The following is a 21,927-nucleotide window of genomic DNA, read 5'->3' on the forward strand; positions in this document are numbered from 1 at the left end:
AGGGCCTGACGGCACGCGGGAAAATTCACATTTTTTTTACAAAATCGAGAGTTTTCTGAAGACTGCTCTTTACAGATACAGTCGATTTTGCTATAATGTGAGCACTCAGTAAAACAATTTCGTGTAAAACAACGAAATTACTTCCAGGCAGAACTGAGAAAAAAACAAAATGAGGTGGGCGTATGAACAAGAGGAAAATCAGTCTTCCCATGCAGATCCTGATCGCACTGATCCTCGGCGTCGCGGTGGGTCTGCTCTGCTTCTTCACCGGCACGGCGGATTTCACCACCAACTATCTGAAGCCCTTCGGCACCATTTTCGTGAACCTGCTGAAGTTCATCGTGGTGCCCGTGGTGCTGCTGTCCATGATCGACGGCATCATCTCCATGGATGACATGAAGAAGGTCGGCTCTGTGGGCGTGAAAACGGTGGCCTACTTCCTGGTGACCACCGCCATTGCCTGCGTCATCGGTCTGGTCTTCGCCAACATCTTCAACAGCGCCGGGCTGTTCCCCACCCTCTCTCTGGAGGAGGGCGCCGTCTGGGAGAAGGCCACCTCCGCCAACTTCATGGATACCCTGGTGGGCATCTTCCCCTCCAACATGTGGGACGCCTTCGTGAAGGCCAACATGCTCCAGGTCATCGTCATCGCCCTGTTCTTCGGCGGCGCCATTCTGGCGGCCGGGGAGAAGGGCCGTCTCTGCCGGGATATCGTCTCCTCCTTCAATGAGGTCATCAGCCGCCTCATGGAGTTCATCATCAGCCTGTCCCCCATCGGCGTGTTCACCATGATGGCGTGGGTGGTGGCCACTCAGGGTGCTGAGATCCTGGGCCATCTGGCGCTGGTGCTGCTGTGCGCGTACCTTGGCTACATCGTCCACGCGGTGCTGGTGTACTCCCTGTCCGCGCAGGTCTTTGCCGGCATGAATCCCATCCGGTTCTTCAAGGGCGCCGCCGCGGCCATGATCTTTGCCTTCACTTCCACGTCCTCCGCCGCCACGCTGCCGGTGTCCAAGGAGTGCGCCGCCGAGCTGGGCGCGGATGACGATATCTCCGCCTTCGTTCTGCCCCTGGGCTCCACCATCAACATGGACGGCACCGCCATCTACCAGTGCGTGGCCACCGTGTTCCTGGCCACCTGCGCCGGCGTCCACCTGACCATGGGCCAGATGGTCACCATCGTGGTGACAGCCACCCTGGCCTCCATCGGCACCGCCGGTGTCTCCGGCGCCGGCATGATCATGCTGGCCATGGTTCTCACCGCCATGGGCATCGATGTGAACCTCATCATGATCATCTACGGTGTGGACCGCCTGTTCGACATGGGCCGTACCTGCCTGAACGTCACCGGCGACATCTCCTGCGCCCTCTGCGTCTCCAAGTGGGAGCAGGACAAGGCGAAGAAGAACGCCAAGTAAGTCCTTCCATACAAGACGAAGCGCCCCCGCTGTTTCAAACAGCGGGGGCGCTTTTTCGGTTTGTCTCAGATCAGGCACAGGTTCTTCAGCAGCAATATCCACAGAAACAGGGTGAAGCAGGACAGTCCCGTAGTCAGCAGCACGATCTCGGCGGCCAGATCGGCGTCGCCCCCCAGCTCCACCGCCATGGTGAAGGAGGCCACCGCCACCGGGCAGGCAAACACCAGCATCACGCCCGCCAGCGGCACGCCCCGGAAGCCCAGCAGCACCGCGATGCTGATGAAGATGGCCGGGCTGATCGCCAGCCGCTCCACCAGACAGATGAGGGCACTGCGGAGGGAGTTCCCGAACTTGCTGAAATCCAGGGACGCGCCCAGCAGCACCAGTGCCATGGGCGTGGCGGCGGTGCCGATGCTGCGAACGGCGCTCTCCACGATCCCGGGCAGCCGGAGGCCCGTCAGGGACGCGCAGATGCCCAGCAGGGCGCCGATGACCAGGGGGTTGGTGGCCACGCCCTTTGCCATGTGCCGGACGTCGGGCCTGCCGCCCCGGTACATCTCCAGGGCGATGACCGACAGAATGTTGATCAGCGGCACGATGACGGAGGACAGGATATTGATGGGGCCCACCTCGTCCGCGCCGAACAGGGAGATGGTCATGGGGAGGCCCAGCAGCACCACGTTGGTGCGGAAGAAGGCCTGGAGCATGACACCCCGGGCGGGGAGCGACTGTTCGAGGCGGGGGATCAGCAGCACGCCGATGCAGAACTCCGCCAGAACGCCGGCGCAGCAGAAGATGATCAGCGGCCAGTTCAGGGCGGTCCGCAGATCGGAGCTGTACACGTTGTGGAACAGCATGATGGACATGAATACCCGGAAGCACAGGGAGTTGGCCTGCCGCACCGCGGAGTCGGAGATCATCTTCCGCATACGGGCCAGACAGCCCACGCCGATCATCAGGAACATGGGCAGCACCGCGTTCAGGGCGACGATGAGATTTTCCATGGTGATTTTCCTCAATTTTCCTCTGGCTTGAATTTTGTATCCGTACTATCTTAACACCGCCGCCCTCCTCCGTCTATAGAATTTTGCAATTTTTGCCTCCGCTGTCCGGCGGAACAGGGATATTCTGCCCGAAAACGCCCATACTATGGGGCGTTGCCGGAGGTGGGCTATGGAACGACTGTCAAACAGCTATCAGGAAAACGTGGTATGGATGGACCGGACGCTGGGCGTGGGCCGCAGCTGCGACATCGTCAGCCGGGACTTTCTCATCGGCGGACGGCGGGGCCGCATCTGGGTTGTGGACGGCTACGGCAAGGACGGCACCCTGGAGCGCATGGGGGCCTTCTGGCTGTCCCTGACCCCGGCGGACGTGGAGGGCCTGACGGACATGCAGGCCTTTGCGGACCGTCACATCACCTTCTCCGAGACCAACGTGACGGAGAACACGGAGGACATCGTCACCTCCGTGCTGCTGGGCAAGACCCTGCTGCTGATGGAGGGCCTCCGGGGCGGCGCCCTGATGGACTGCAAGGAGTACCCCGCCCGCAGCGTGGGGGAGCCCCTGGACGGCAAGGTCCTCCGGGGCTCCCACGACGGCTTCGTGGAGGCGGTGGTGCCCAATATGGCCCTGCTGCGCCGCCGCATCCGGGACCCCCATCTCACCATGGAGAGCCACAAAGTGGGCGACCGGTCCCGGACGGACGTGGTGCTGTGCTATCTGGACGACCGGGTTGACCAGTCCCTGCTGGGGGAGCTGCGGGAGAAGCTGGCGGGCGTCCAGGCCCGGTCCCTGACCATGGCCCAGGAGAGTCTGGCGGAGGCCATCCGGCCCAGACAGTGGTACAACCCCTTCCCCAAGGTCCGCTACACCGAGCGGCCGGACAGCGCCGCCGCCAGCGTGCTGGAGGGGAACATTGTGGTGCTGGTGGACAACTCCCCCTCGGTGATGATCCTGCCCACCACTTTCTTCGACTTCGCCCAGGAGGCCAACGAGTTCTACTTCCCGCCCCTCATCGGCACCTATCTGCGGCTGCTGCGGGCCATCGTGTTCCTCATCTCCCTGCTGATCACCCCCGCCTGGTATCTGATGGTCAGCGAGCCCAACCGCCTGCCGGGCTGGCTGGAATTCCTGTCCTCTCCCGAGCCGGCGTCCCTGCCGCTGCTGTGGCAGCTGCTGGTGGTGGAATTTCTCATCGACGTGCTGAAGCTGGCGTCCCTGAACACGCCGGACTCCCTGTCCAACTCCTTCTCCATGCTGGGGGCGCTGATTTTGGGCGACTTCGCCGTCCAGGCGGGCTGGCTGGGGCCGGAGGTGCTGGTGTATATGGCCTTCGTGTCCGTGGCGGGCTTCGCCCAGCCCAGCTATGAGATGGGCTACGCCTTCAAGCTGCTGCGGGTGGCGCTTCTGCTGGTGACGGCGGCCTTCGACGTGTGGGGCTTCGTCCTGGGGGTGCTGGGCATTCTGCTCCTGCTGGCCACCACCAAGCCCATGGTGGGCCGGGGCTACCTCTATCCCCTGGTGCCTTTCAACGGCAAGGCCCTGAAGCGGCTCCTCATCCGGGAGCCCATCAGCCGGGACAACACGTGACGTTCTTCGCCCAAAAAGCCGCCGGAAAATTTCCGGCGGCGCAGGCGGTTGAAAAAGTCCGGAGACTTTTTTAACCGCCTGACTAATGTCTCGATTTTTGGACCGCTGCGCGGTCCGAAGATCTGCCGCTGCGCGGCGCAAACGCCTGCTGACGCAGGCTTTTTGCAGACATTCGATTTCGTTCGAGGCGGGCTCCGCCCCCTCGAGCTCCCCCACTTTTCAGAGAGCTTTCTATATGAAAGGAAGTCTCTCGCCCAAAAAGCCGCCGGAAAATTTCCGGCGGCTTTTTTGCAATTCCCTATTGACAAGTTTCCTTGTCAGTGCTATCCTACGTTTGACAATGATACTTGTCAATTTGACAGGGATTCCTGTCAGGCAGGAGGAATGCGCATGCCGCTGTATAACCGGCTGAAGGAACACCGGGCCCGGCTGGGGGTCAACCAGCAGGAGATGGGCCGTCTGGCGGGGGTGTCCCGGCAGACCATCAGCCAGATCGAACGGGGAGACTACTCCCCTTCCGTGACGCTGGCGCTGAAGCTGGCGAAGATCTGTCAGGTGTCCGTGGAGGACATCTTCATGTATGAGGAGGAAGAAAACGATGGAACAGAATGAGATCAAACGGGACAACCGGAAGGCCCTGCCCAAATATCTGCTGATCCTGCTGGTGTCGGGCGTCATCGGCGGCGTGCTGGGCTTTGCCAGCGGCTGGATGGGCCACGACAGCCTGTCGGAGACGGTGATCGCCGCCGTCAACGCCGGACTGACCGCTATCGCGCCCTGGACCATCCCCGTCACCAGCGTGGTGTCGCTGGCGGTGATCCTGGGGCTGTACCACGCCGCCAAGGGCCTGTTCGAGGGCTGGAACGGCGAGGACGAGGACGTGATGGATCAGGCGGACGAAAAGCTGAACTGGGCGCTGATGGTCACCACCGCCCAGCTGATCCTGGACATGTTCTTCTTCGCCATGGTGGTGCTGTACGGCACGGGCTGGGCCACCCTCATCGGCGTTGGGGCGTTTCTGGTCTTCGTGTTTCTGCTGGTCTTCGCCCAGCAGAAGGTGGTGGACCTGACCCGGCGGATGAATCCGGAGAAGCGGGGCAGCGTATACGACGTCAACTTCAAGAAGAAGTGGTTCGAGAGCTGCGACGAGGCGGAGCGGAATCAGATCGGCCGGGCGGCCTACAAGGCCTTCAATGTGGTGAATGTGGCCAGTCCGTTGATGTGGGTGGTGTTCGTGCTGCTGTCCTTCGCCTTCAACGTCAACACGCTGCTTCCGGCGCTGGCGGTGTGCCTGCTGTGGGGGCTGCTGAACGTGAGCTACTGTCTGGAGTGCATCCGGCTGGGACGGCGGAAGCATCCGGGCGGAGACACCGTCTGACACTGGGAATGCTTGGCTGCAAGGCCGCTCCGCTTGCACGCGGGGCGGCTTTGTGATATCATAGATGAAAATATCGCTGTTTTCCACCGTCAAGGCGAAAAACAAAGTATCAACGGAGGGGACTATGAAGCAGTCGAAAAAAGCGCGGCAGCAGGAAAAGCAGTGGCTGAAGAAGACCTTCAAGGAGGCCATGGGCAAAGAACTGCGGGAGCACAGAAGCTCCTTCGTGGTGTTCTATCTGCTGCGGCTGCTGGTGTTCGTGGTGCTGGTGCGCCAGTTCTTCCTCCGCAACTATGAGGGCATGTTCTTCTGCATCCTGACGGTGATCCTGCTGTATATCCCAAGCTGGATCCAGGTGCGGCTGCGGATCGAACTGCCCCCGGCGCTGGAGATCACCATATTGTGCTTCATCTTCGCGGCGGAGATTCTGGGCGAGGTCAACGCCTTCTACGTCAACGTCCCCAACTGGGACACCATGCTCCACACCCTCAACGGCTTCCTGGCCGCCGCCGTGGGCTTCTCCCTGGTCTTGCTGCTGAACGACGACGAGCGGCTGACCTTCGACCTGTCCCCCTTCTTTCTGGCGCTGGTGGCCTTCTGCTTCTCCATGACCATCGGCGTGCTGTGGGAGTTCTTCGAGTTCTCCATGGACTGGTTCTTCCACACCGATATGCAGAAGGACACGGTGATCCACTCCCTCTACACCGTGGCCCTGGACGCCACCCGCTCCAACAAGGTGGTGGGCATCACCGGCATCACCGACACGGCAGTCAACGGCCAGAGCCTGGGCCTGGGCGGCTATCTGGACATCGGCCTTATCGACACCATGAAGGATCTGTTCGTGAATTTCATCGGCGCGGTGGTGTTCTCCGTGACAGGCTTCTTCTACGCCAAGAGCAAGGGCCAGCGCCGCACGGCGGCCCAGAGCTTCGTCCCCAGCCCCAAGGCCGCGGACCGGGACTATCTGACCCAGGCCCGGGAAAAGACCCCCGCGCCGGAGACGGAGGACGGGACGGACGGCACCGGCCCGGCGGAATAAAACGCGGTTTCACGCAGAAGGACCAGTCCCTCCCGGGACTGGTCCTCTTCGCGTTTCCGGCGTGAAAAGAGCTCCCTGACGGGAGCTCTTCAGACAGACTATCAGGTATCCATGGGGGCGCCGCACTGGGGGCAGAACTTGCTGTCGGACTCCGCGCCGCAGATGGGGCAGGCCTTCATGGCGGGCTGGGGCTCGGCAGCGGGGGCGGGCTCTTCTTCCTTCCTGGGCTTGCTGGCCTCCAGATCGGCGATCTTCGCCTTGGAGGCGGCCACGGCCTCTACCAGCTCCTTGACGCCCTCAGGGATCTCGCCTGTGTACTCGGAGACGAACCACTCGCCGATGGCCTTGTAGTTCTTCTCGATCTCCCGCTGTTCACCGGCAATGGCCATGTTGATCTTGGCCAGCTCCACGCCGTCCTTCGTCTTCTCAGTGGCGACGGAGGCCACGTCCTTGACCTTCTTGCTCAAATCATCAAAAAATGCCATGCTGAAAACTCCTTTCCCGTTTGGGTGCTTTGCGCCTCGGTATTTTGTGCAACCAGTATAACCCAGAACCGCAAAAAACGCAACTGCTTTCCGAATCGTTTACAAATCGTTTCCACAGTTTTCGCGCCGCCCTCACTCCTCCGCCCAGGCGGCGGACCGCTCCACGGCTCTCCGCCAGCGGCGGTAGTCACCGGCGCAGGCGGACTCCTCCCGCTCCGGACGGAACACGTGCTGGCTGCGGCGGAGGCCCTCCAGCTCCTCCATGCCGCTCCAGACCCCGGCGGACAGTCCCGCCAGAGCCGCCGCGCCGAAGGCGGTGGTCTCCACCATGGCGGGCCGGTCCACCGGCAGGCGCAGCAGGTCCGCCTGGGTCTGCATCAGGATATCGCTGACGGACGCGCCGCCGTCCACCCGCAATGTGGTGATGGGACAGTCCGCGTCGCCGTTCATGGTCCGCACCAGATCCGTCACCTGGAAGGCGATGGAATCCAGGGTGGCCCGGGCGATGTGGGCCCGGGTTGTGCCCCGGGTGATGCCCACGATGGTGCCCCGGGCGTACATGTCCCAGTAGGGGGCGCCCAGTCCCGTGAAGGCGGGCACCAGCACCACGCCTCCCGCGTCCGGCACGCTCTCCGCCAGCCGGTCGCACTCCGGCGCGGAATCAATGAGCTTCAGCTCGTCCCGCAGCCACTGGATGGCGCTGCCCGCGTTGAACACGCTGCCCTCCAGGGCGTAGGTGGGGGTGCCGCCCACGTCCCAGGCCACGGAGGTCACCAGGCCCGATTTGGACCGCACCGGTGTCCCGCCCACGTTCATCAGGGTGAAGCAGCCGGTGCCGTAGGTATTCTTCGCCTGACCGGGCCGGAAGCAGGCCTGGCCGAACAGGGCCGCGGGCTGGTCGCCCGCGCTGCCGCAGATGGGGACGCCCGCCAGGGCCTCCAGCCCCGGGATGCCCTCCGCCACCCGGCCCCGCTCCCCGCAGGAGAGGACGATGTCCGGCAGCAGGCACATGGGGATGTCCAGCAGGCGGCACAGGTCCTCGTCCCATTGAAGTGTGTGGATGTTGAACAGCATGGTCCGGGAGGCGTTGGAGCAGTCCGTCACATGGGCCCTGCCGCCGGTGAGCTGCCAGGTGAGCCAGGTGTCCACGGTGCCGGCGCACAGCTCCCCCGCCTCCGCCCGCCGCCGGACGCCGGGGACGTTGTCCAGCAGCCAGCGGAGCTTCGTGCCGGAGAAGTAGGCGTCGATGAGGAGGCCCGTCCGGTCCGTCACCAGCCCGCCCGCGCCGTCGGCTTTCAGCTGTCCGCACAGCGCCGCCGTCCGGCGGCACTGCCACACGATGGCGTTGTACACCGGCTCCCCGGTACGGCGGTCCCACAGGATGGTGGTCTCCCGCTGGTTGGTGATGCCGATGGCGGCGACGCTGCGGGGATCGATGTGGGCGCTGTCCACCGCCTCCGCCAGCGCCCGCTTCCCCGTGGCCCAGATCTCCATGGGATCGTGCTCCACCCAGCCCGGCTGGGGATAGATCTGCCGGAAGGGATGCTGCGCCCGGGAGACGATCCTCCCCGCCCGGTCAAACAGAATGGCCCGGGAGCTGGTGGTGCCCTGGTCCAGCGCCGCGATGTAAGTCTCCATGGAATTTCCTCCTGTCTTTTTCCGTCCCGGTGTGGTATGCTTTTAGAAAATGATATCACATCCGGGGAGGTTTTTCCATGGGAAAGCGTGAATTTACCTATCCCTCCGCCGACGGACGCACCCTCATCCACGCCGTGGTCCGGACGCCGGAGGGACCCGTCCGGGGTGTTTTGCAGATTGCCCACGGCGTGGCGGAGTACATCGGCCGCTACGAGCCCTTCGCCCGGTGGCTGACGGACCGGGGCTTCGCCGTGGCGGGAAACGACCACATTGGCCACGGCCAGTCCCTGGCCCCCGGTGCGGCCCGGCTGTACTTCGGCCCCCGGGGCAGCTGGAACTGGGTGGCGGAGGACGTGTACGCCCTGCGGCGGCGGATGGGGGAGGAATTCCCCGGCGCGCCCTATTTCCTGCTGGGCCACTCCATGGGGTCCTTTCTGGCCCGGACGTATCTCATCCGCTGGCCCGGCACCGTGGACGGGGCCATCCTCATGGGCACCGGCGCCATGCCCCCGCCGGTCATCGCCGCGGGACGTGCCATCGCCGCCCGGGAGAGCCGCCGGGTGGGCGAGGAACACATGAGCCCCGTGGTGGACCGGCTGTCCTTCGACACCTACAACCGGGTCTTCGCCCCCAACCGCACCCGCTGCGACTGGCTGTCCGTGGACGAGGCCAACGTGGACGCTTACATCGCCGACCCCCTCTGCGGCGGCAACGCCTCCATCGGCCTGTTCCGGGAGATGCTGGACGGCATCGCCTTCATCCAGCGGCGGGAGAACCTGCGGAAGATGGACCCGGACACGCCGGTGCTGCTGATCTCCGGCGCCATGGACCCGGTGGGGAACTGCGGCAAGGGCGTCCGGCAGGTGTACCGGGCCTTTCAGCGGGCAGGCGTCCGGGACGTGACGCTGCGGCTCTGTGACGGCGCCCGCCATGAAATTCTCAACGACCTCTGGAAGGAGACGGTGTACCGGGACATCGAGTCGTGGATGTCCGCCCGTCTGCCCCGGAAAAAGGAGAACGGCGTATGAAGGACACCGGAAAGACCCGGCGGTACTATCTGGCCGCCCTGGCCGCCCGGACGGCGGCCTTCGCCGCATTGGTACTCTACGCTCTGGCGTCGCCGGAGGGCTTCGCCGCCAGTCTGGCCCTCCCCTGGCAGTGGTCGCCGGCGACCGTGGCCTGGTTGGCGCTGATGGTCTCCATGGTGCTGCGGCTGTTCCCCTCCCGTTGGGAGAGTCTGGGCTGTCAGAAGGCCTTCGCCCACCGGCACCGGCCCACCGGCGTCACACCCTCCCGTCAGGAGCGGCGGCAGGGGGACACGGGCGCAGCGAAGGTGCTGGCGCTGTGGTGCGCCGTCAACGCCCTGTTCCTGTTTGGACAGGCCCGTGGCTGGCTGGATAGCCGGTTCATGGTCTGTCTGGCGGGGTTCTACGGTGTGTGCGACATCGTGTGCATCCTGTTCTACTGTCCCTTCCAGAGTTGGCTGATGCGCAACCGGTGCTGCACCGTCTGCCGCGTCTTCGACTGGGACTATCTGATGCTGTGTACGCCCCTGCTGGGCATCCGGAGCCCTCTGACCGTCTCCGCCTGCGCTCTGGCGGCGGTGATCTTCCTGCGGTGGGAGCTGGGCTGCCGCCGCCATCCGGAGCGGTTTTACGAGAGCGGCAACGACGCCCTCCGCTGCGCCAACTGTCAGGAGCATCTGTGCCGGTACAAGCGGAAGCTGGCCGGGAAGCTCTCCCGCCGGACGTGACGGATCACATCCGTCTCCCGTAGGGCAGAGCCAGGGCCTCCGTGTCCCCGGTGACCCACAGCACCCGGAGGGACACCACCGCGTCCAGGGTGAACAGCAGCAGCGCCCCGTAGGTGATCCAGGCCGGGACGGCGGCCAGTACCGGCGCCAGCGCCGTCTGGACGGCGGGCAGGGCCAGTCCCAGCAGCAGCCCCCAGACAACGGAGAAGGGCAGGCACACCCGGCCCCGGAGATTCCCCGGCAGGCTGCGGTAGTCCCAGAATTGGACGTGGACCAGCCGGTCGTAGGTCAGATGGACGGCGTATTCCACCGCCGTGGCCGTCAATCCGCCCCAGACCGCCCGGCCCCAGAATCCCCCCGTCAGGACCGGCGGCAGGGCCAGCACCGCCAGCACCGCCAGTCCGTACACCGGACACAGGGGCAGCAGGAGAAAGCACTTCCGGGTCCGGTGCTCCGCGTGGGTCACGGCGGCGAAGCCCTTCTCCAGCAGATAGCCCAGAAAGCTGTATGTCCAGAATTCCCACAGCAGCAGCGCCAATTCCGTCCCTCCTCTTCTTCGACCGGATACCAGTTTGTCCGGCGGGACGCCGAAATATCCGGCCCGGCGGAAAGGAGGTTTTTCCAGCCGTCCGTTGCGCGGCGGCGGATTTTGTGGTATCCTGACAGCACATTACATCGCACGGGGAGGTTTGAAACATGGCGGACACCTGGGAAGCGCTGCGGGGGGAATGCCTGCAATGCCGGGGCTGCGCCCTGGCGGAGACCCGGACCAACGTGGTCTTTGGCGATGGGGCAACGGACGCCGAGATCCTGCTGGTGGGCGAGGGCCCCGGGCAGGTGGAGGACGAGCAGGGCCTGCCCTTCGTGGGCCCGGCGGGCCAGCTGCTGGACGATATGCTGGCCATGATCGGCCTGGACCGCACGAAGGTCTACATCGCCAACACGGTGAAGTGCCGCCCGCCCCGGAACCGGGATCCCCTGAACGTGGAGCAGGAGGCCTGTCTGGGCTGGCTGCGGCGGCAGACGGCCCTGCTGCGGCCCAAGATCATCGTCTGCCTGGGGCGCATCGCCGCCAAGGAGCTGATTCGGGAGGACTTCCGGATCACCGCGGAGCACGGCCAGTGGTTTGAGCGGGGCGGCGTCCAGATGACGGCCATCTATCACCCCTCCGCTCTGCTGCGGGACGTGAGCAAGCGGCCGGAGACCTTCGAGGATCTGAAATCCATCCAGGCCCGCATCCGGGCGGTCTGCACCCGCACGGACATCTGACATGAGAAAAGACCGGGAACGAGAGTTCCCGGTCTTCGTTTTTACAGGTGTTCCGTTTTTCCGGCCCTCAGCAGGCGATCTTCTCCCGCCACTTCAGGTCGTAGGGCTCGAAGACGACCTTCTCATAGGCGTCCACGTCCAGCAGCACGCCGGTCCAGTCGGAGTGGATGTCGCCGTTCTGCTTGATGAGGATGTCATACAGGATGTCGTAAGTAACGCCGTCGTTGGGATCGGTCTCCACGATGGTGGAGTAGGGCAGGGTCTTGTGGTAGGTCAGTTCCATGCCCTTGTAGTCGAAGTGGAAGCCGCAGCGCATCCGGCAGCCGTCCAGGCCCGTGTAGGGGGCGATGGCCTTCAGATCGTGGAGGATCTTGTCCCCGTCCTGATCGTACAAGTTGTCCGGCGTGGTGGCGGTGTAGTCGAACCGGAACTGGATGGAGGCGCCGGGGATCTTCCGGAACCGCTCCAGATAGGGCACCAGCTGGTCGGCGGGATAGTCCTTGTACAGCACGCAGTTGATGCGGAAGGGCACCGCCAGGCGGGCCAGCAGACGGTCGTTGGACTCCACCACGTACCGCTGCATGTGGCGGGAGACGTTGATGCAGGTAATCTTGTTTCGGTTCTTCTCGGTGAAAGCCACGATGTCGTCCTCAGACTGGTGCTCGGACACGGGCAGCGTAGTGTTGATGTACACCTTGTGGGTAGTGGGGATGGTGTCCAGCATGACCTGCAGGGACTCCAGATTGGCAAAGGGCTCGCCGCCGGTGAACACGAAATCGCAGTAAGGCGTAATGGCGTCCATCCGCCGGATGCTCTCGCAGATCTTCTCCCGGGAGAAGCCGGTCAAGTCCGCGTATTCGCCTTTGTTGATGCAGAACGGGCAGTGGTTCCCGCAGTCGTAGGGAACGAAGATGGTGACCGTGGCGCCGCCCTCCCGTGTCTTATAGGGATGTTTCATGTCGATCTGACCCCTCAGAAATAAAATATACGCAATATGCGTGAGATGTAAAAAGTACGCAAAAAAAGCCTGTCCACCCGATTTTATGGACAGATAAACATTTTATACGATTTTTCCCCGAAGGTCAAGTGCAAATCTGAAATTTCGGCACGTAAACTATTCCAAAACCGCAGAATCTCCGGCCGTTCCCCGCCCTTTCCATGGGCAGTCTGCACATTTTCCGCCCAGAGCGCCCACCGGAACGGGAAAAGACCGCCCTTTCGGGCGGTCTCCAGGCTGTCGAAAAACCCTGTCTGAAGGAAAAGAGTTCTTTTTTGCAGGGGGGAGTACGAGGGGGCTCCCGCCCCTCGTGTTGGATCGAATGCCTGCAAAAAGCCTGTGTCAGCAGGCGTTTGCGCCGCGCAGCGGCAGCTTTTCAGCCCGCTGCGCGGGCAGAAAAGCGAGGCATTGTGAAGGCTGTCGAAAAAGTCCATCGGACTTTTTCGACAGCCTGAGGCCGCCCTTTCGGGCGGCCTCTTATACGCTCACCACTTCATGGCCTCCACGCCGGTCAGCCAGTCCCGGCCGGCCTGGATCTGTCTCCGGACCTCGCTGGGCGCGGTGCCGCCGTAAGACATGCGGGCGTCCACGCAGGCCTTGATGCTGATGTCCCCCAGAGTCTCCCGGGTGATGCGGCTGTCGATGGCCTGGAGGTCCTCGTCCGTCAGGTCCCCGAAGTCGCAGCCCTTGTGCTCGCAGGCCTTCACCATCCGTCCCACGATGGAGTGGGCCTCCCGGAAGGGAATGCCCTGCTTGGCAAAGTGCTCCGCGATGTCCGTGGCGTTGAGGAAGCCCTGCTGGAAGTGCCGCTGGATGCGGTCCAGACGGAACTCCGTCTTCTCCAGCATATTGGCGAAGATCCGGATGCTGGCCTTCCAGGTGTCGACGGCGTCAAACAGGCTCTCCTTGTCCTCCTGGAAGTCCTTGTTGTAGGCCAGGGGCGTGCCCTTCATCACCGTCAGCAGCTGCATCAGGTCGCCGTAAACGCGGCCCACCTTGCCCCGCAGCAGCTCCGCCATGTCCGGGTTCTTCTTCTGGGGCATGATGCTGCTGCCGGTGCAGTAGCTGTCGTCGATGTCAATGAAACCGAACTCCTGGGAATTCCACCACACGAACTCCTCCGCCCATCTGGACAGGTGCATCATGGAGATGGACGCGTCGCTGAGGAACTCCAGGCTGTAGTCCCGGTCGCTGACGCTGTCCATGGCATTCTCCGTGGGGGCCGCGAAGCCCAGCAGCTCCGCCGTCCGGGCACGGTTGGTGGGCAGGGTGGTCCCGGCCAGGGCGCAGGCCCCAAGCGGGCACAGATCCATCCGCTCATAGGTGTCCATCAGCCGGTCGATGTCCCGGCGGAACATCTGGAAGTAGGCCATGAAGATGAAGCCGATGGTGATGGGCTGGGCGTGCTGGATGTGGGTGAAGCCCACGGTGATGGAGTCGGCGTACTTCTCCGCCTTGGCCAGGATGACGGTCTCCAACTCCATCAGGCGGCGGATGATCTCCCGGATCTCCTTTTTCAGGTACAGCCGCAGGTCCACCTGGCACTGGTCGTTGCGGCTCCGGGCGGTATGCAGCTTCTTGCCCACGTCGCCAATCTCCTGGATGAGCCGGCTCTCGATACCCATGTGGATGTCCTCGTCGTTGACGCTGAACACGATCTCTCCGGAGGTGATCCGCTGCCGGATCTTCTCCAGTCCCGCGATGATCTGGTCCTTCTCCTCCATGGACACGATGCCCTGCTCCCCCAGCATGGTCACATGGGCGATGCTGCCGTCGATGTCCTCGTTATACATTCTCTGGTCAAATCCGATGGAGGCGTTGAACTGCTTCACCAGCTCGTCCATCTCCTTTTCGAACCGGCCTCCCCAAAAACTCGCCATTTCGCTGTTCCTCCCGATGTGTTGATCTTTCTGAAAACCCGGACGTCCGTCTCAGGGACGGGCCTTCTCGGGGACGTATTTGTATTATTATACACCGGCTGTCCCGTCAGTGCAACTGTTTCCGAATCGTCAGGGGCCTTTGTTTTCAGGCAAAAGAGGAGACAGCCCCCGGCTGTCTCCTCTGCATCAATATTCATGATGACAGAACACGGCGCTCATGGTTCTCCCTGTTCCCCGGCCGCGGATCGCGGCCGGAAGTGCGGAGCAGCAGAATGAGCGCGGATGTGTTTTTGATATGAGGCACAAAAAACTCGTCGCAAGCGATTTGACGCTTGCGACGAGTTGGTGCGCGAGGCGGGACTTGAACCCGCACGTCCGTAATGGACACTAGAACCTGAATCTAGCGAGTCTGCCAATTCCACCACTCGCGCGTATCGATATGTAATTCAGCAGTCCCAAAATGGGACCCACCGGAGACTTCTATCTCCGGTGGGAGATTGGTGCGCGAGGCGGGACTTGAACCCGCACGTCCGTAATGGACACTAGAACCTGAATCTAGCGAGTCTGCCAATTCCACCACTCGCGCGCATATGATTGGGAACCTCTGAAGAGGAAATGGTGCGGCTGACGGGATTTGAACCCACACGTCGATTCGGACACCAGCACCTCAAGCTGGCCTGTCTACCAGTTCCAGCACAGCCGCAAATCTCTGTTCCCTGGGGAAGACTGCTTGATTATTATAGCCAGAACAAGTGGATTTGTCAACCACCTTTTTTCCTTTTTCCAGGAATTTTTTTCTTTTGCATCTCACGTCCCCAAAACCAGTCAAAACAGCTCATTTTCTCCAATTTTGAGAATCCGCCAAGGGAGAGACGCGCCTCTCCCCGGCGGGTTTTTCAGCCTTACAGCTGGCTCAGGGTCTCGCCGATGGGGTCGGTGATGACCAGTCCGGCGGCCAGATCCCGGGCCACGGCGGACTTGTTGATCAGCACCAGCTTGTGCCCCCGGTAGTAGTTGATCAGTCCCGCCGCCGGCCAGACGTTCAGGGACGTGCCGCCGATGATCAGCATGTCCGCCTCCGCGATGAGCCGGACGGACCGCTCGATCACGTCCTGGTCCAGCCCCTCCTCGTACAGCACCACGTCCGGCTTCACCCGGCCGCCGCAGCTGCACCGGGGCACGCCCTCCGAGTGGAGGATGAAGTCCAGGTCATAGAACTTTCCGCACTTCTCGCAGTAGTTCCGCAGGACGCTGCCGTGGAGCTCCAGCACGTTTTTGCTGCCGGCGGCCTGGTGAAGTCCGTCGATATTCTGGGTAATGACGCCCTTCAGCTTTCCGGCCCGCTCCCACTCCGCCAGCTTGTAGTGGGCGGCGTTGGGCCTGGCGTCCGGTGCCAGGAGCTTGGCCCGGTAGAACCGGAAAAATTCCTCGGGCTTGCATTCGTAGAAGGTATGGCTTAAAATCGTCTCAGGCGGATACTTCCACTGCTGGTGATACAGCCCGTCGGTGCTGCGGAAATCCGGGATGCCGGACTCCGTGCTGACGCCGGCGCCGCCGAAAAACACGATATTGTCCGATCCGTCCACCAGTTCCTTCAGTTTCGCAACGGCCTCTTTCATGACCGGACCTCCTCCTAATTAATAATGATGTCCTATTTTAGTACGCGGCAAGGAGAATTGCAAATGAATATTCAAATCTTTGGCTCCAGCAAATCCTTCGACTCCAAAAAGGCGGAGCGTTGGTTCAAGGAGCGGCGCATCAAGTACCAGTATATCGACCTGAAGGCCAAAGGCCTGTCCCCCAGGGAGTATCAGGCTGTCCGGAAGGCCGTGGGCTTCGAGGCCCTGGTGGACACGAAATGCCGGGCCTACGAGGACCTGTTCATGGCCTATATCACCCCCGACGCCCGGGAGGAAAAGCTGCTGGAGCATCCGGAGCTGTTCCAGGCCCCCATCGTTCGCAACGGACGGGAGGCCACCGTGGGCTATCACCCGGAGATCTGGGAGAAGTGGGAGTGATACCCTCAGCGGACACCGTCAAAAACAACGGGCCTTCCTCATCGGGAAAGGCCCGCTGTTTCCGCGTTTTCCGTATACGATCCGTATTGAACGATTTGCTTGATTCCGTTATGTATAGGATTTTTCCACATTCACCACGGCGTAGTAGTTGCCGTCCAGCGCCCGGACGGCGTTTTCGATCTTCACCCGGACCTCGTCGTCCGTCAGGCGGAATTTGTAGGGCACCACGGCGTCGAAGATGACGTTGGTGTGGGTGGGACCCGCCACCATGCGGAAATCGTGAATGCTGATCTGGTCATCGATGCACTTCACCAGCGCCGCCACCCGCTCCCGGGTCTCCCCGGTGACGCCGTCGTCGGTGACCACAGGGTCCATGTGGATCACCGCCTCGCAGCCCAGGACCTCCTTCAGCTCCTTCTCCGTGTTGTCGATCTCGTCGTGGAGCTCCAGCACGTTTTCCGACGCGGAGACCTCCGCGTGGAGGGAGATCATCAGGCGGCCGGGGCCGTAATCGTGGACCACCAGGTCGTGGATGCCGATGATCTTGTCATGTGCCATCACCAGCTCCTTCACCCGCTGGACGAACTCCGGGTCCGCGGGCTGGCCCAGCAGGGGATCCAGGGTCTCCTTTCCGGCGTTGATGCCGGACCAGAGGATGAACACCGCCACCAGGATGCCGCACCAGCCGTCGATCATCAGGCCGGTGAACCGGCCCACCAGGGTGGCGAGGAGCACGGCGGAGGTGGCCGCGCAGTCGGAGAGGCTGTCCATGGCGGTGGCCTCCATGGCCACGGAGTGGACCTTCCGGCCAATAGACCGGTTGTAGAGGAACATGTACAGCTTCACGGCGATGGACGCCGCCAGAATGGCGATGACCAGTCCGCCGGACTGCACCGGCTCCGGATGGAGGATCTTGTCCAGGGAGGACTTGGCCAGCTCGAAGCCCATGAGGACGATGAGCATGGCCACCGCCAGACCGGACAGGTACTCCAGACGGCCATGGCCGAAGGGGTGCTCCCGGTCCGCCTTCTGGCCGCCCAGCTGGAAGCCCAGCAGCGTCACGGCGGAGGAGCCGGCGTCGGACAGGTTGTTGAAGGCGTCCGCCGTGATGGCGATGGAGCCGGAGATCTGTCCGGCGAAGAATTTGCCTAGGAACAGCAGGATGTTCAGACAGATGCCCACCGCGCCGCACAGGACGCCGTAGGCCTTCCGGACGGCGGCGGATTCGGTGTTTCCGCCGTCCCGGATGAAAATACGGGATAACAGTGAGATCATGTCGGTCGGGTCCTTTCCGTGCCCGCCTGAAACGGCGGGTGATACGATTTATTTCTTTCCGGGGATCACCAGCCGCAGGTGGCAGCACAGATCATCCAGATCGCTGTCGGTGGCGGCGGGGATGCGGAGCTTGGCGCCGCAGTCCCGGCACACCAGATCCACCGCGCTGCGGCGGATCTCCATGCCGTACCGGGCGGAGCCGCAGCCGCAGGTGATGCCTTTGTCCCGGGAGGCGATCTCCTTCAGCTCCGACAGCACCTCGTACATGATGACGCTGTCGGCGAAGGCCTCCGGACCGGTGCCGTCCTCGCTCTGCTTCTCCTTTTCCGCCAGGATCGCCAGCTCCCGCAGGTTCTTCTCCACAATGCCCTCCGTGCCGATGAAGCAGGAGAACTGCTTGGTCTTGGCACAGGCCAGGCCGATGCCCGGTCCCTCCGTCAGCTGCTCCGGGGTGCAGACCGCCTCGTGGGTCTCCCCGCAGATGCCGCAGGGCACATAGATATGGTACTTCTCCCCGTCGAACTTCACCTCCAGGGCGGAGTCCCCCTCCTCGCAGGCCACCTCGGCGTTGGACGCCTCCAAGGCCTCCAGGCTGCGGCTGGCCATCACCGTCCGTCCGCACTGGGGACAGAGGTAGCCGAAGGTCCGCATATGCTCGCTCATATGATTCCTTCCCTTCCCGCGGCGTCCGTCTCTCCGGGCCGCGTCAGATTTCCATTGAAAGGAGATTATACCACTTCCGGAAAATGATGTACAGTCATTTTTTGCGCTTTCTTTGGATAAAAATTGCCGGTTTTCCGGTCTGAGATTTCATATTTTGCCGCCGCGGGGGGAACACTGGATAGCAACATTGAAACATGAGGTGATTTCATTGTCCACAAAGCGAATGGGACGGCAGACCGTGGCGCTGGCCGCGCCGCCCTCCGTGGTGTCCTTCGCCAACATCGGCGGAAAGTTCGAGGGAAACGGCCCTCTGGCGGACAGCTTCGACGAGCTGAACAAGGACTCCTTCTTCGGTCAGAAGACCTGGGAGCAGGGGGAGTCCGTCATGCAGAAGCGGGTGCTGGAGAACGCCCTGAAAAAGGCGGGGCTGGAGAGCGCTCAGCTGGACTATATCCTGGCCGGGGACCTGCTGAACCAGTGCATCGGCTCCTCCTTCGCCCTGCGGGACTTCGGCATCCCCTTCTACGGGCTGTACGGCGCCTGCTCCACCATGGGGGAGTCCCTGTCCCTGGCATCGCTGCTCATCGACGGCGGCTTCGCGGAGCGGTGCGCCGCCCTGACCTCCTCCCACTTCTGCACCGCGGAGCGGCAGTACCGGATGCCGGTTCCCTACGGCAGCCAGCGTCCCCCCGCCGCCCAGTGGACCGCCACCGCCGCGGGCTGCACCATCCTGGCGGCGGAGGGGCCGGGGCCCTACGTCACCCACGTCACCTGCGGCACCATCGAGGACCTGGGCATCTGCGACGCCAATAACATGGGCGCGGCCATGGCCCCGGCGGCCTACAAGACCCTCACCGCCCTGTTCCGGGAGACCCACACCACCCCCAGGGACTACGACCTGATCCTCACCGGCGACCTGGGAGAGCTGGGCCACGCCATCGTCCTGGACTTCTTCCGCCGGGACGGCCTGGACCTCACCGGCAACTACTTCGACTGCGGCATGCTGCTGTACGACCGGAAGAACCAGGACATGCACGCCGGGGCCTCCGGCTGCGGCTGCTCCGCCGCCGTCCTCAACGGGTACGTTCTCTCCGGCATGCGGGCTGGGCGCTGGAAGCGGGTGGTATTCGCCCCCACCGGCGCCCTGCTGTCCCCCACCTCCAGCTTCCAGGGGGAATCCATCCCGGGCATCTGCCACGCGGTGTGTCTGTCCTGCAAGAAATAGCGCCTCTCATGCAGGCCGCTCGTATAAATATGGAAATTATACAAAGATTTTTGTGGATATTTTCGGATTTTGGAGGGTGCTCCAAAATCTGTCGATCAGCTTTTTGCAAGTCTTGACGTTGATTCCTGCATGGTACTATAATGCAGGAAAGAGGGCAAGGGCGCTTCTCTTTGAGGTGCCCCTGCGCTCTTTTTTCATATCCGGAGGCCGCGCCCATCCGGCGTCCGGCCCTGGTAAACCGATCATACAACAGAAATCCCCGGCCGAAAGGAGACTGTGTATTCATGAGCAAGTATACCAAAGAGGACATCCTCCGCATGGTGGCGGAGGAGGATGTTCAGTTCATCCGGATGCAGTTCACGGATATCTTCGGACAGATGAAGAACGTGGCCATCACCGCGTCCCAGATCGAAAAGGCCGTCAACAACCAGATCATGATGGACGGCAGCTCCATTGAGGGCTTCGTCCGCATCGAGGAGTCGGACCAGTACCTGTGGCCGGATCTGGACACCTTCACGGTGCTGCCCTGGCGGCCCCAGTACGGCAAGGTGGCCCGGCTGATCTGCGACGTCCACAACCCCGACGGCACCCCCTTCGTGGGTGATCCCCGGGGCGTGCTGAAGCGGGTTCTGGCCCGGGCGGAGGCCATGGGCCTGGAGTTCAACGCCGGTCCCGAGTGCGAGTTCTTCCTGTTCCAGACCGACGAGAACGGCGACCCCACCATTCAGACCAGCGACCGGGCGGGCTATTTCGACCTGGGTCCCCTGGACCACGGCGAGGGCACCCGCCGGGAGATCTGCCTGGCCCTGGAGGAGATGGGCTTCGAGATCGAGGCCAGCCACCACGAGGTGGCGGCGGGCCAGCATGAGATCGACTTCAAATACGCCCCGGCCCTCACCGCCGCGGACAACATCATGACGCTGAAGCTGGCGGTCAAGACCCTGGCCCAGCAGAACGGCCTTCACGCCACCTTCATGCCCAAGCCCGTGGCCGGTACCGCCGGGTCCGGGATGCACGTGAACATGTCCCTGTTCCGGGACGGAAAAAACGCCTTCTACGACGAGAGCGGCGATAAGCAGCTGTCCACCCTGGCCTATCAGTTCCTGGCCGGTCTGATGGAGCACGCCCCCGGCTTCGTGGCCCTGACCAACCCCCTGGTGAACTCCTACAAGCGGTTCGTTCCCGGCTTTGAGGCCCCCTGCTTCATCGCCTGGTCCGCCGGGAACCGCTCCGCCCTGATCCGCGTCCCCACCCCCCGGGGACAGGAGACCCGGCTGGAGTTGCGGTGCCCCGATCCGTCCTGCAACCCCTATCTGGCTCTGGCCGCCTGTCTGGCGGCGGGCCTGGACGGCATCGAGCGGGGCCTGACCCCGCCGCCGGAGACCACGGAGAACCTGTTCGCCCTGTCCCAGGCGGAAAAGGACGCCCGGGGCATCCGCCGTCTGCCCTCTACCCTGGAGGAGGCCGTGGAGGCCCTGGAGCGGGACAGCGTCATCACCGGCACCCTGGGCAGCCACATCACTGAGCAGTACATTCAGGGCAAGCAGCGGGAGTGGACCGAGTACCGCAACCAGATCACCCGCTGGGAGCTGGAGCACTATCTCATCACCTACTGATCCCGCCGCCGGAACATACCCGCAGGCGCCGCGCAGACGCCTCCGGGAGAACCGCTTCATCAAAACACCGCCAAAGGAGGTCGATGCCATACGGACAGGATCATCGTTGCGTTCGCCAACGCCGAAGCGCAGCGCCGCATCTCCAAGATCCTGGAGTCCGGCGGCTGCCGTCCCGCGGTGTGCTGTTTCTCCGGCGCCGATGTCATCCGGGCCGTCCGGAAGCTGGGCTCCGCCGTGGTGATCTGCGGCTTCAAGCTCCGGGATATGACCGCCGGAGACCTGGCCGCGTCCCTGCGGGGCACCGCCGCCCTGCTGGTGGTGACCTCCCCGGTGTATCTGGACATGTGCGGCGGAGACAATCTCTACAAGCTGCCCACGCCGGTGGCCCGGGCGGACTTCTTCTCCTCCCTCCGGATGATCCGGGAGCTGGAGGAAAAGCAGCTCCACCCGCCGGTGATCCAGCGCCGGGCCTCGGAACAGCAGGTGGTGGACCGGGCCAAGGAGCTGCTCATCAACGTCAACCGCATGACGGAGAGCGAGGCCCATCGCTTTTTGCAGAAGCGCAGCATGGACACGGGCCTGCGCATGGTGGAGACCGCCCAGTACATCATCAACACCTACGGCCGCTGAGGCGGCCGTTCGTGTCTCACCCGTCAGAATTCCCGGTTCGGGAATTACATA

Annotated in this window: 22 protein-coding genes and 3 tRNA genes; 12 read left to right on the forward strand and 13 right to left on the reverse strand. The window is 63.0% G+C overall.

Translation table 11 applies throughout. The features are described from left to right. Positions 1–182 precede the first annotated feature (182 nt). Positions 183–1,418 carry a dicarboxylate/amino acid:cation symporter gene (locus ACTNBU_RS02845; protein WP_441030516.1) on the forward strand — a complete coding sequence of 412 codons (1,236 nt, stop codon included), beginning with the start codon at positions 183–185 and terminating at the stop codon, positions 1,416–1,418. Between the two features lie 65 nt (positions 1,419–1,483). On the opposite strand, the gene ACTNBU_RS02850 is transcribed toward ACTNBU_RS02845, so the two are convergent. After that, positions 1,484–2,422 carry an AEC family transporter gene (locus ACTNBU_RS02850; protein ID WP_441030518.1) on the reverse strand — a complete coding sequence of 313 codons (939 nt, stop codon included), beginning with the start codon at positions 2,420–2,422 and terminating at the stop codon, positions 1,484–1,486. Between the two features lie 169 nt (positions 2,423–2,591). Here ACTNBU_RS02850 and ACTNBU_RS02855 point away from each other — a divergent pair, with 169 nt between their 5' ends. The 4 genes from ACTNBU_RS02855 to ACTNBU_RS02870 all read left to right on the forward strand — a co-directional run bounded on the left by ACTNBU_RS02855 (position 2,592) and on the right by ACTNBU_RS02870 (position 6,427). Then, on the forward strand, positions 2,592–4,010 hold the full coding sequence (locus ACTNBU_RS02855; RefSeq protein ID WP_441030520.1) for a spore germination protein: 1,419 nt from the start codon (positions 2,592–2,594) through the stop codon (positions 4,008–4,010). A gap of 390 nt (positions 4,011–4,400) precedes the next feature. Continuing rightward, a complete protein-coding gene (locus ACTNBU_RS02860) occupies positions 4,401–4,622 on the forward strand; it encodes a helix-turn-helix transcriptional regulator (protein WP_441030521.1) in 222 nt (73 codons plus the stop codon). After that, positions 4,609–5,388, forward strand: a complete 780-nt coding sequence (locus ACTNBU_RS02865) for a DUF3169 family protein (protein WP_441030522.1) — start codon at positions 4,609–4,611, stop codon at positions 5,386–5,388. The genes ACTNBU_RS02860 and ACTNBU_RS02865 overlap by 14 nt, the downstream gene beginning before the upstream one ends. A gap of 124 nt (positions 5,389–5,512) precedes the next feature. Beyond that, entirely contained in the window at positions 5,513–6,427 is a 915-nt protein-coding gene (locus tag ACTNBU_RS02870) for a hypothetical protein (RefSeq protein WP_441030524.1), read from the forward strand. Between the two features lie 101 nt (positions 6,428–6,528). Here ACTNBU_RS02870 and ACTNBU_RS02875 read toward each other — a convergent pair whose 3' ends face one another. Both ACTNBU_RS02875 and glpK read right to left on the reverse strand, forming a co-directional pair. After that, positions 6,529–6,912 carry a zinc ribbon domain-containing protein gene (locus tag ACTNBU_RS02875; protein WP_441030526.1) on the reverse strand — a complete coding sequence of 128 codons (384 nt, stop codon included), beginning with the start codon at positions 6,910–6,912 and terminating at the stop codon, positions 6,529–6,531. 132 nt (positions 6,913–7,044) lie between these two features. Continuing rightward, complete coding sequence (glpK, locus tag ACTNBU_RS02880; RefSeq protein WP_441030528.1) at positions 7,045–8,550, reverse strand: glycerol kinase GlpK; 1,506 nt, start codon at positions 8,548–8,550, stop codon at positions 7,045–7,047. Positions 8,551–8,627: 77 nt separating this feature from the next. Here glpK and ACTNBU_RS02885 point away from each other — a divergent pair, with 77 nt between their 5' ends. Then, the gene (locus ACTNBU_RS02885) at positions 8,628–9,578 is read left to right on the forward strand and encodes a lysophospholipase (protein WP_441030530.1); all 951 of its coding nucleotides are present in this window, start codon (positions 8,628–8,630) and stop codon (positions 9,576–9,578) included. Then, a complete protein-coding gene (locus tag ACTNBU_RS02890; RefSeq protein WP_441030532.1) occupies positions 9,575–10,303 on the forward strand; it encodes a hypothetical protein in 729 nt (242 codons plus the stop codon). The genes ACTNBU_RS02885 and ACTNBU_RS02890 overlap by 4 nt, the downstream gene beginning before the upstream one ends. Before the next feature lie 4 nt (positions 10,304–10,307). Here ACTNBU_RS02890 and ACTNBU_RS02895 read toward each other — a convergent pair whose 3' ends face one another. Then, positions 10,308–10,841: a putative ABC transporter permease gene (locus ACTNBU_RS02895; protein ID WP_441030534.1), complete on the reverse strand. Its 534-nt coding sequence runs from the start codon at positions 10,839–10,841 to the stop codon at positions 10,308–10,310. 158 nt (positions 10,842–10,999) lie between these two features. Here ACTNBU_RS02895 and ACTNBU_RS02900 point away from each other — a divergent pair, with 158 nt between their 5' ends. Beyond that, positions 11,000–11,572, forward strand: coding sequence for a uracil-DNA glycosylase (locus tag ACTNBU_RS02900; protein ID WP_441030536.1), 573 nt, complete (start codon positions 11,000–11,002; stop codon positions 11,570–11,572). Between the two features lie 67 nt (positions 11,573–11,639). On the opposite strand, the gene ACTNBU_RS02905 is transcribed toward ACTNBU_RS02900, so the two are convergent. From ACTNBU_RS02905 to ACTNBU_RS02935, 7 genes are all read right to left on the reverse strand, one after another. Further along, a complete protein-coding gene (locus ACTNBU_RS02905) occupies positions 11,640–12,530 on the reverse strand; it encodes a hypothetical protein (RefSeq protein ID WP_441030538.1) in 891 nt (296 codons plus the stop codon). Between the two features lie 83 nt (positions 12,531–12,613). Continuing rightward, positions 12,614–13,003, reverse strand: coding sequence for a hypothetical protein (locus ACTNBU_RS02910; RefSeq protein WP_441030540.1), 390 nt, complete (start codon positions 13,001–13,003; stop codon positions 12,614–12,616). Between the two features lie 51 nt (positions 13,004–13,054). Continuing rightward, positions 13,055–14,449, reverse strand: coding sequence for an argininosuccinate lyase (gene argH / locus ACTNBU_RS02915; RefSeq protein WP_441030542.1), 1,395 nt, complete (start codon positions 14,447–14,449; stop codon positions 13,055–13,057). 343 nt (positions 14,450–14,792) lie between these two features. Beyond that, positions 14,793–14,880 (reverse strand) — tRNA-Leu (locus tag ACTNBU_RS02920). Between the two features lie 67 nt (positions 14,881–14,947). Beyond that, positions 14,948–15,035 (reverse strand) — tRNA-Leu (locus ACTNBU_RS02925). Between the two features lie 30 nt (positions 15,036–15,065). After that, positions 15,066–15,152 (reverse strand) — tRNA-Leu (locus tag ACTNBU_RS02930). Positions 15,153–15,351: 199 nt separating this feature from the next. Further along, positions 15,352–16,068: an NAD-dependent protein deacylase gene (locus ACTNBU_RS02935; RefSeq protein WP_441030544.1), complete on the reverse strand. Its 717-nt coding sequence runs from the start codon at positions 16,066–16,068 to the stop codon at positions 15,352–15,354. A 63-nt stretch (positions 16,069–16,131) separates the two neighbouring features. On the opposite strand from ACTNBU_RS02935, the gene ACTNBU_RS02940 reads away from it, so the two are divergent. Beyond that, positions 16,132–16,467, forward strand: a complete 336-nt coding sequence (locus ACTNBU_RS02940) for an arsenate reductase family protein (protein WP_441030546.1) — start codon at positions 16,132–16,134, stop codon at positions 16,465–16,467. A gap of 108 nt (positions 16,468–16,575) precedes the next feature. Here the strand turns inward: ACTNBU_RS02940 and ACTNBU_RS02945 are convergent, their stop codons facing one another. Then, positions 16,576–17,742: a cation diffusion facilitator family transporter gene (locus ACTNBU_RS02945; protein WP_441030548.1), complete on the reverse strand. Its 1,167-nt coding sequence runs from the start codon at positions 17,740–17,742 to the stop codon at positions 16,576–16,578. A gap of 48 nt (positions 17,743–17,790) precedes the next feature. Further along, positions 17,791–18,405 (reverse strand): hypothetical protein, encoded by a 615-nt coding sequence (locus ACTNBU_RS02950; protein ID WP_441030550.1) that lies wholly within the window; start codon positions 18,403–18,405, stop codon positions 17,791–17,793. Between the two features lie 208 nt (positions 18,406–18,613). Here ACTNBU_RS02950 and spoVAD point away from each other — a divergent pair, with 208 nt between their 5' ends. From spoVAD to ACTNBU_RS02965, 3 genes are all read left to right on the forward strand, one after another. Further along, positions 18,614–19,630, forward strand: a complete 1,017-nt coding sequence (gene spoVAD / locus ACTNBU_RS02955) for a stage V sporulation protein AD (RefSeq protein ID WP_441030551.1) — start codon at positions 18,614–18,616, stop codon at positions 19,628–19,630. 284 nt (positions 19,631–19,914) lie between these two features. Then, complete coding sequence (glnA, locus tag ACTNBU_RS02960) at positions 19,915–21,246, forward strand: type I glutamate--ammonia ligase (RefSeq protein ID WP_441030553.1); 1,332 nt, start codon at positions 19,915–19,917, stop codon at positions 21,244–21,246. 177 nt (positions 21,247–21,423) lie between these two features. Next, positions 21,424–21,876 (forward strand): ANTAR domain-containing response regulator, encoded by a 453-nt coding sequence (locus ACTNBU_RS02965; protein ID WP_441030555.1) that lies wholly within the window; start codon positions 21,424–21,426, stop codon positions 21,874–21,876. Positions 21,877–21,927 lie beyond the last annotated feature (51 nt).

The sequence above is a fragment of the Dysosmobacter sp. HCP28S3_G4 genome (assembly GCF_052065175.1).
Lineage (GTDB): Bacteria > Bacillota > Clostridia > Oscillospirales > Oscillospiraceae > Oscillibacter.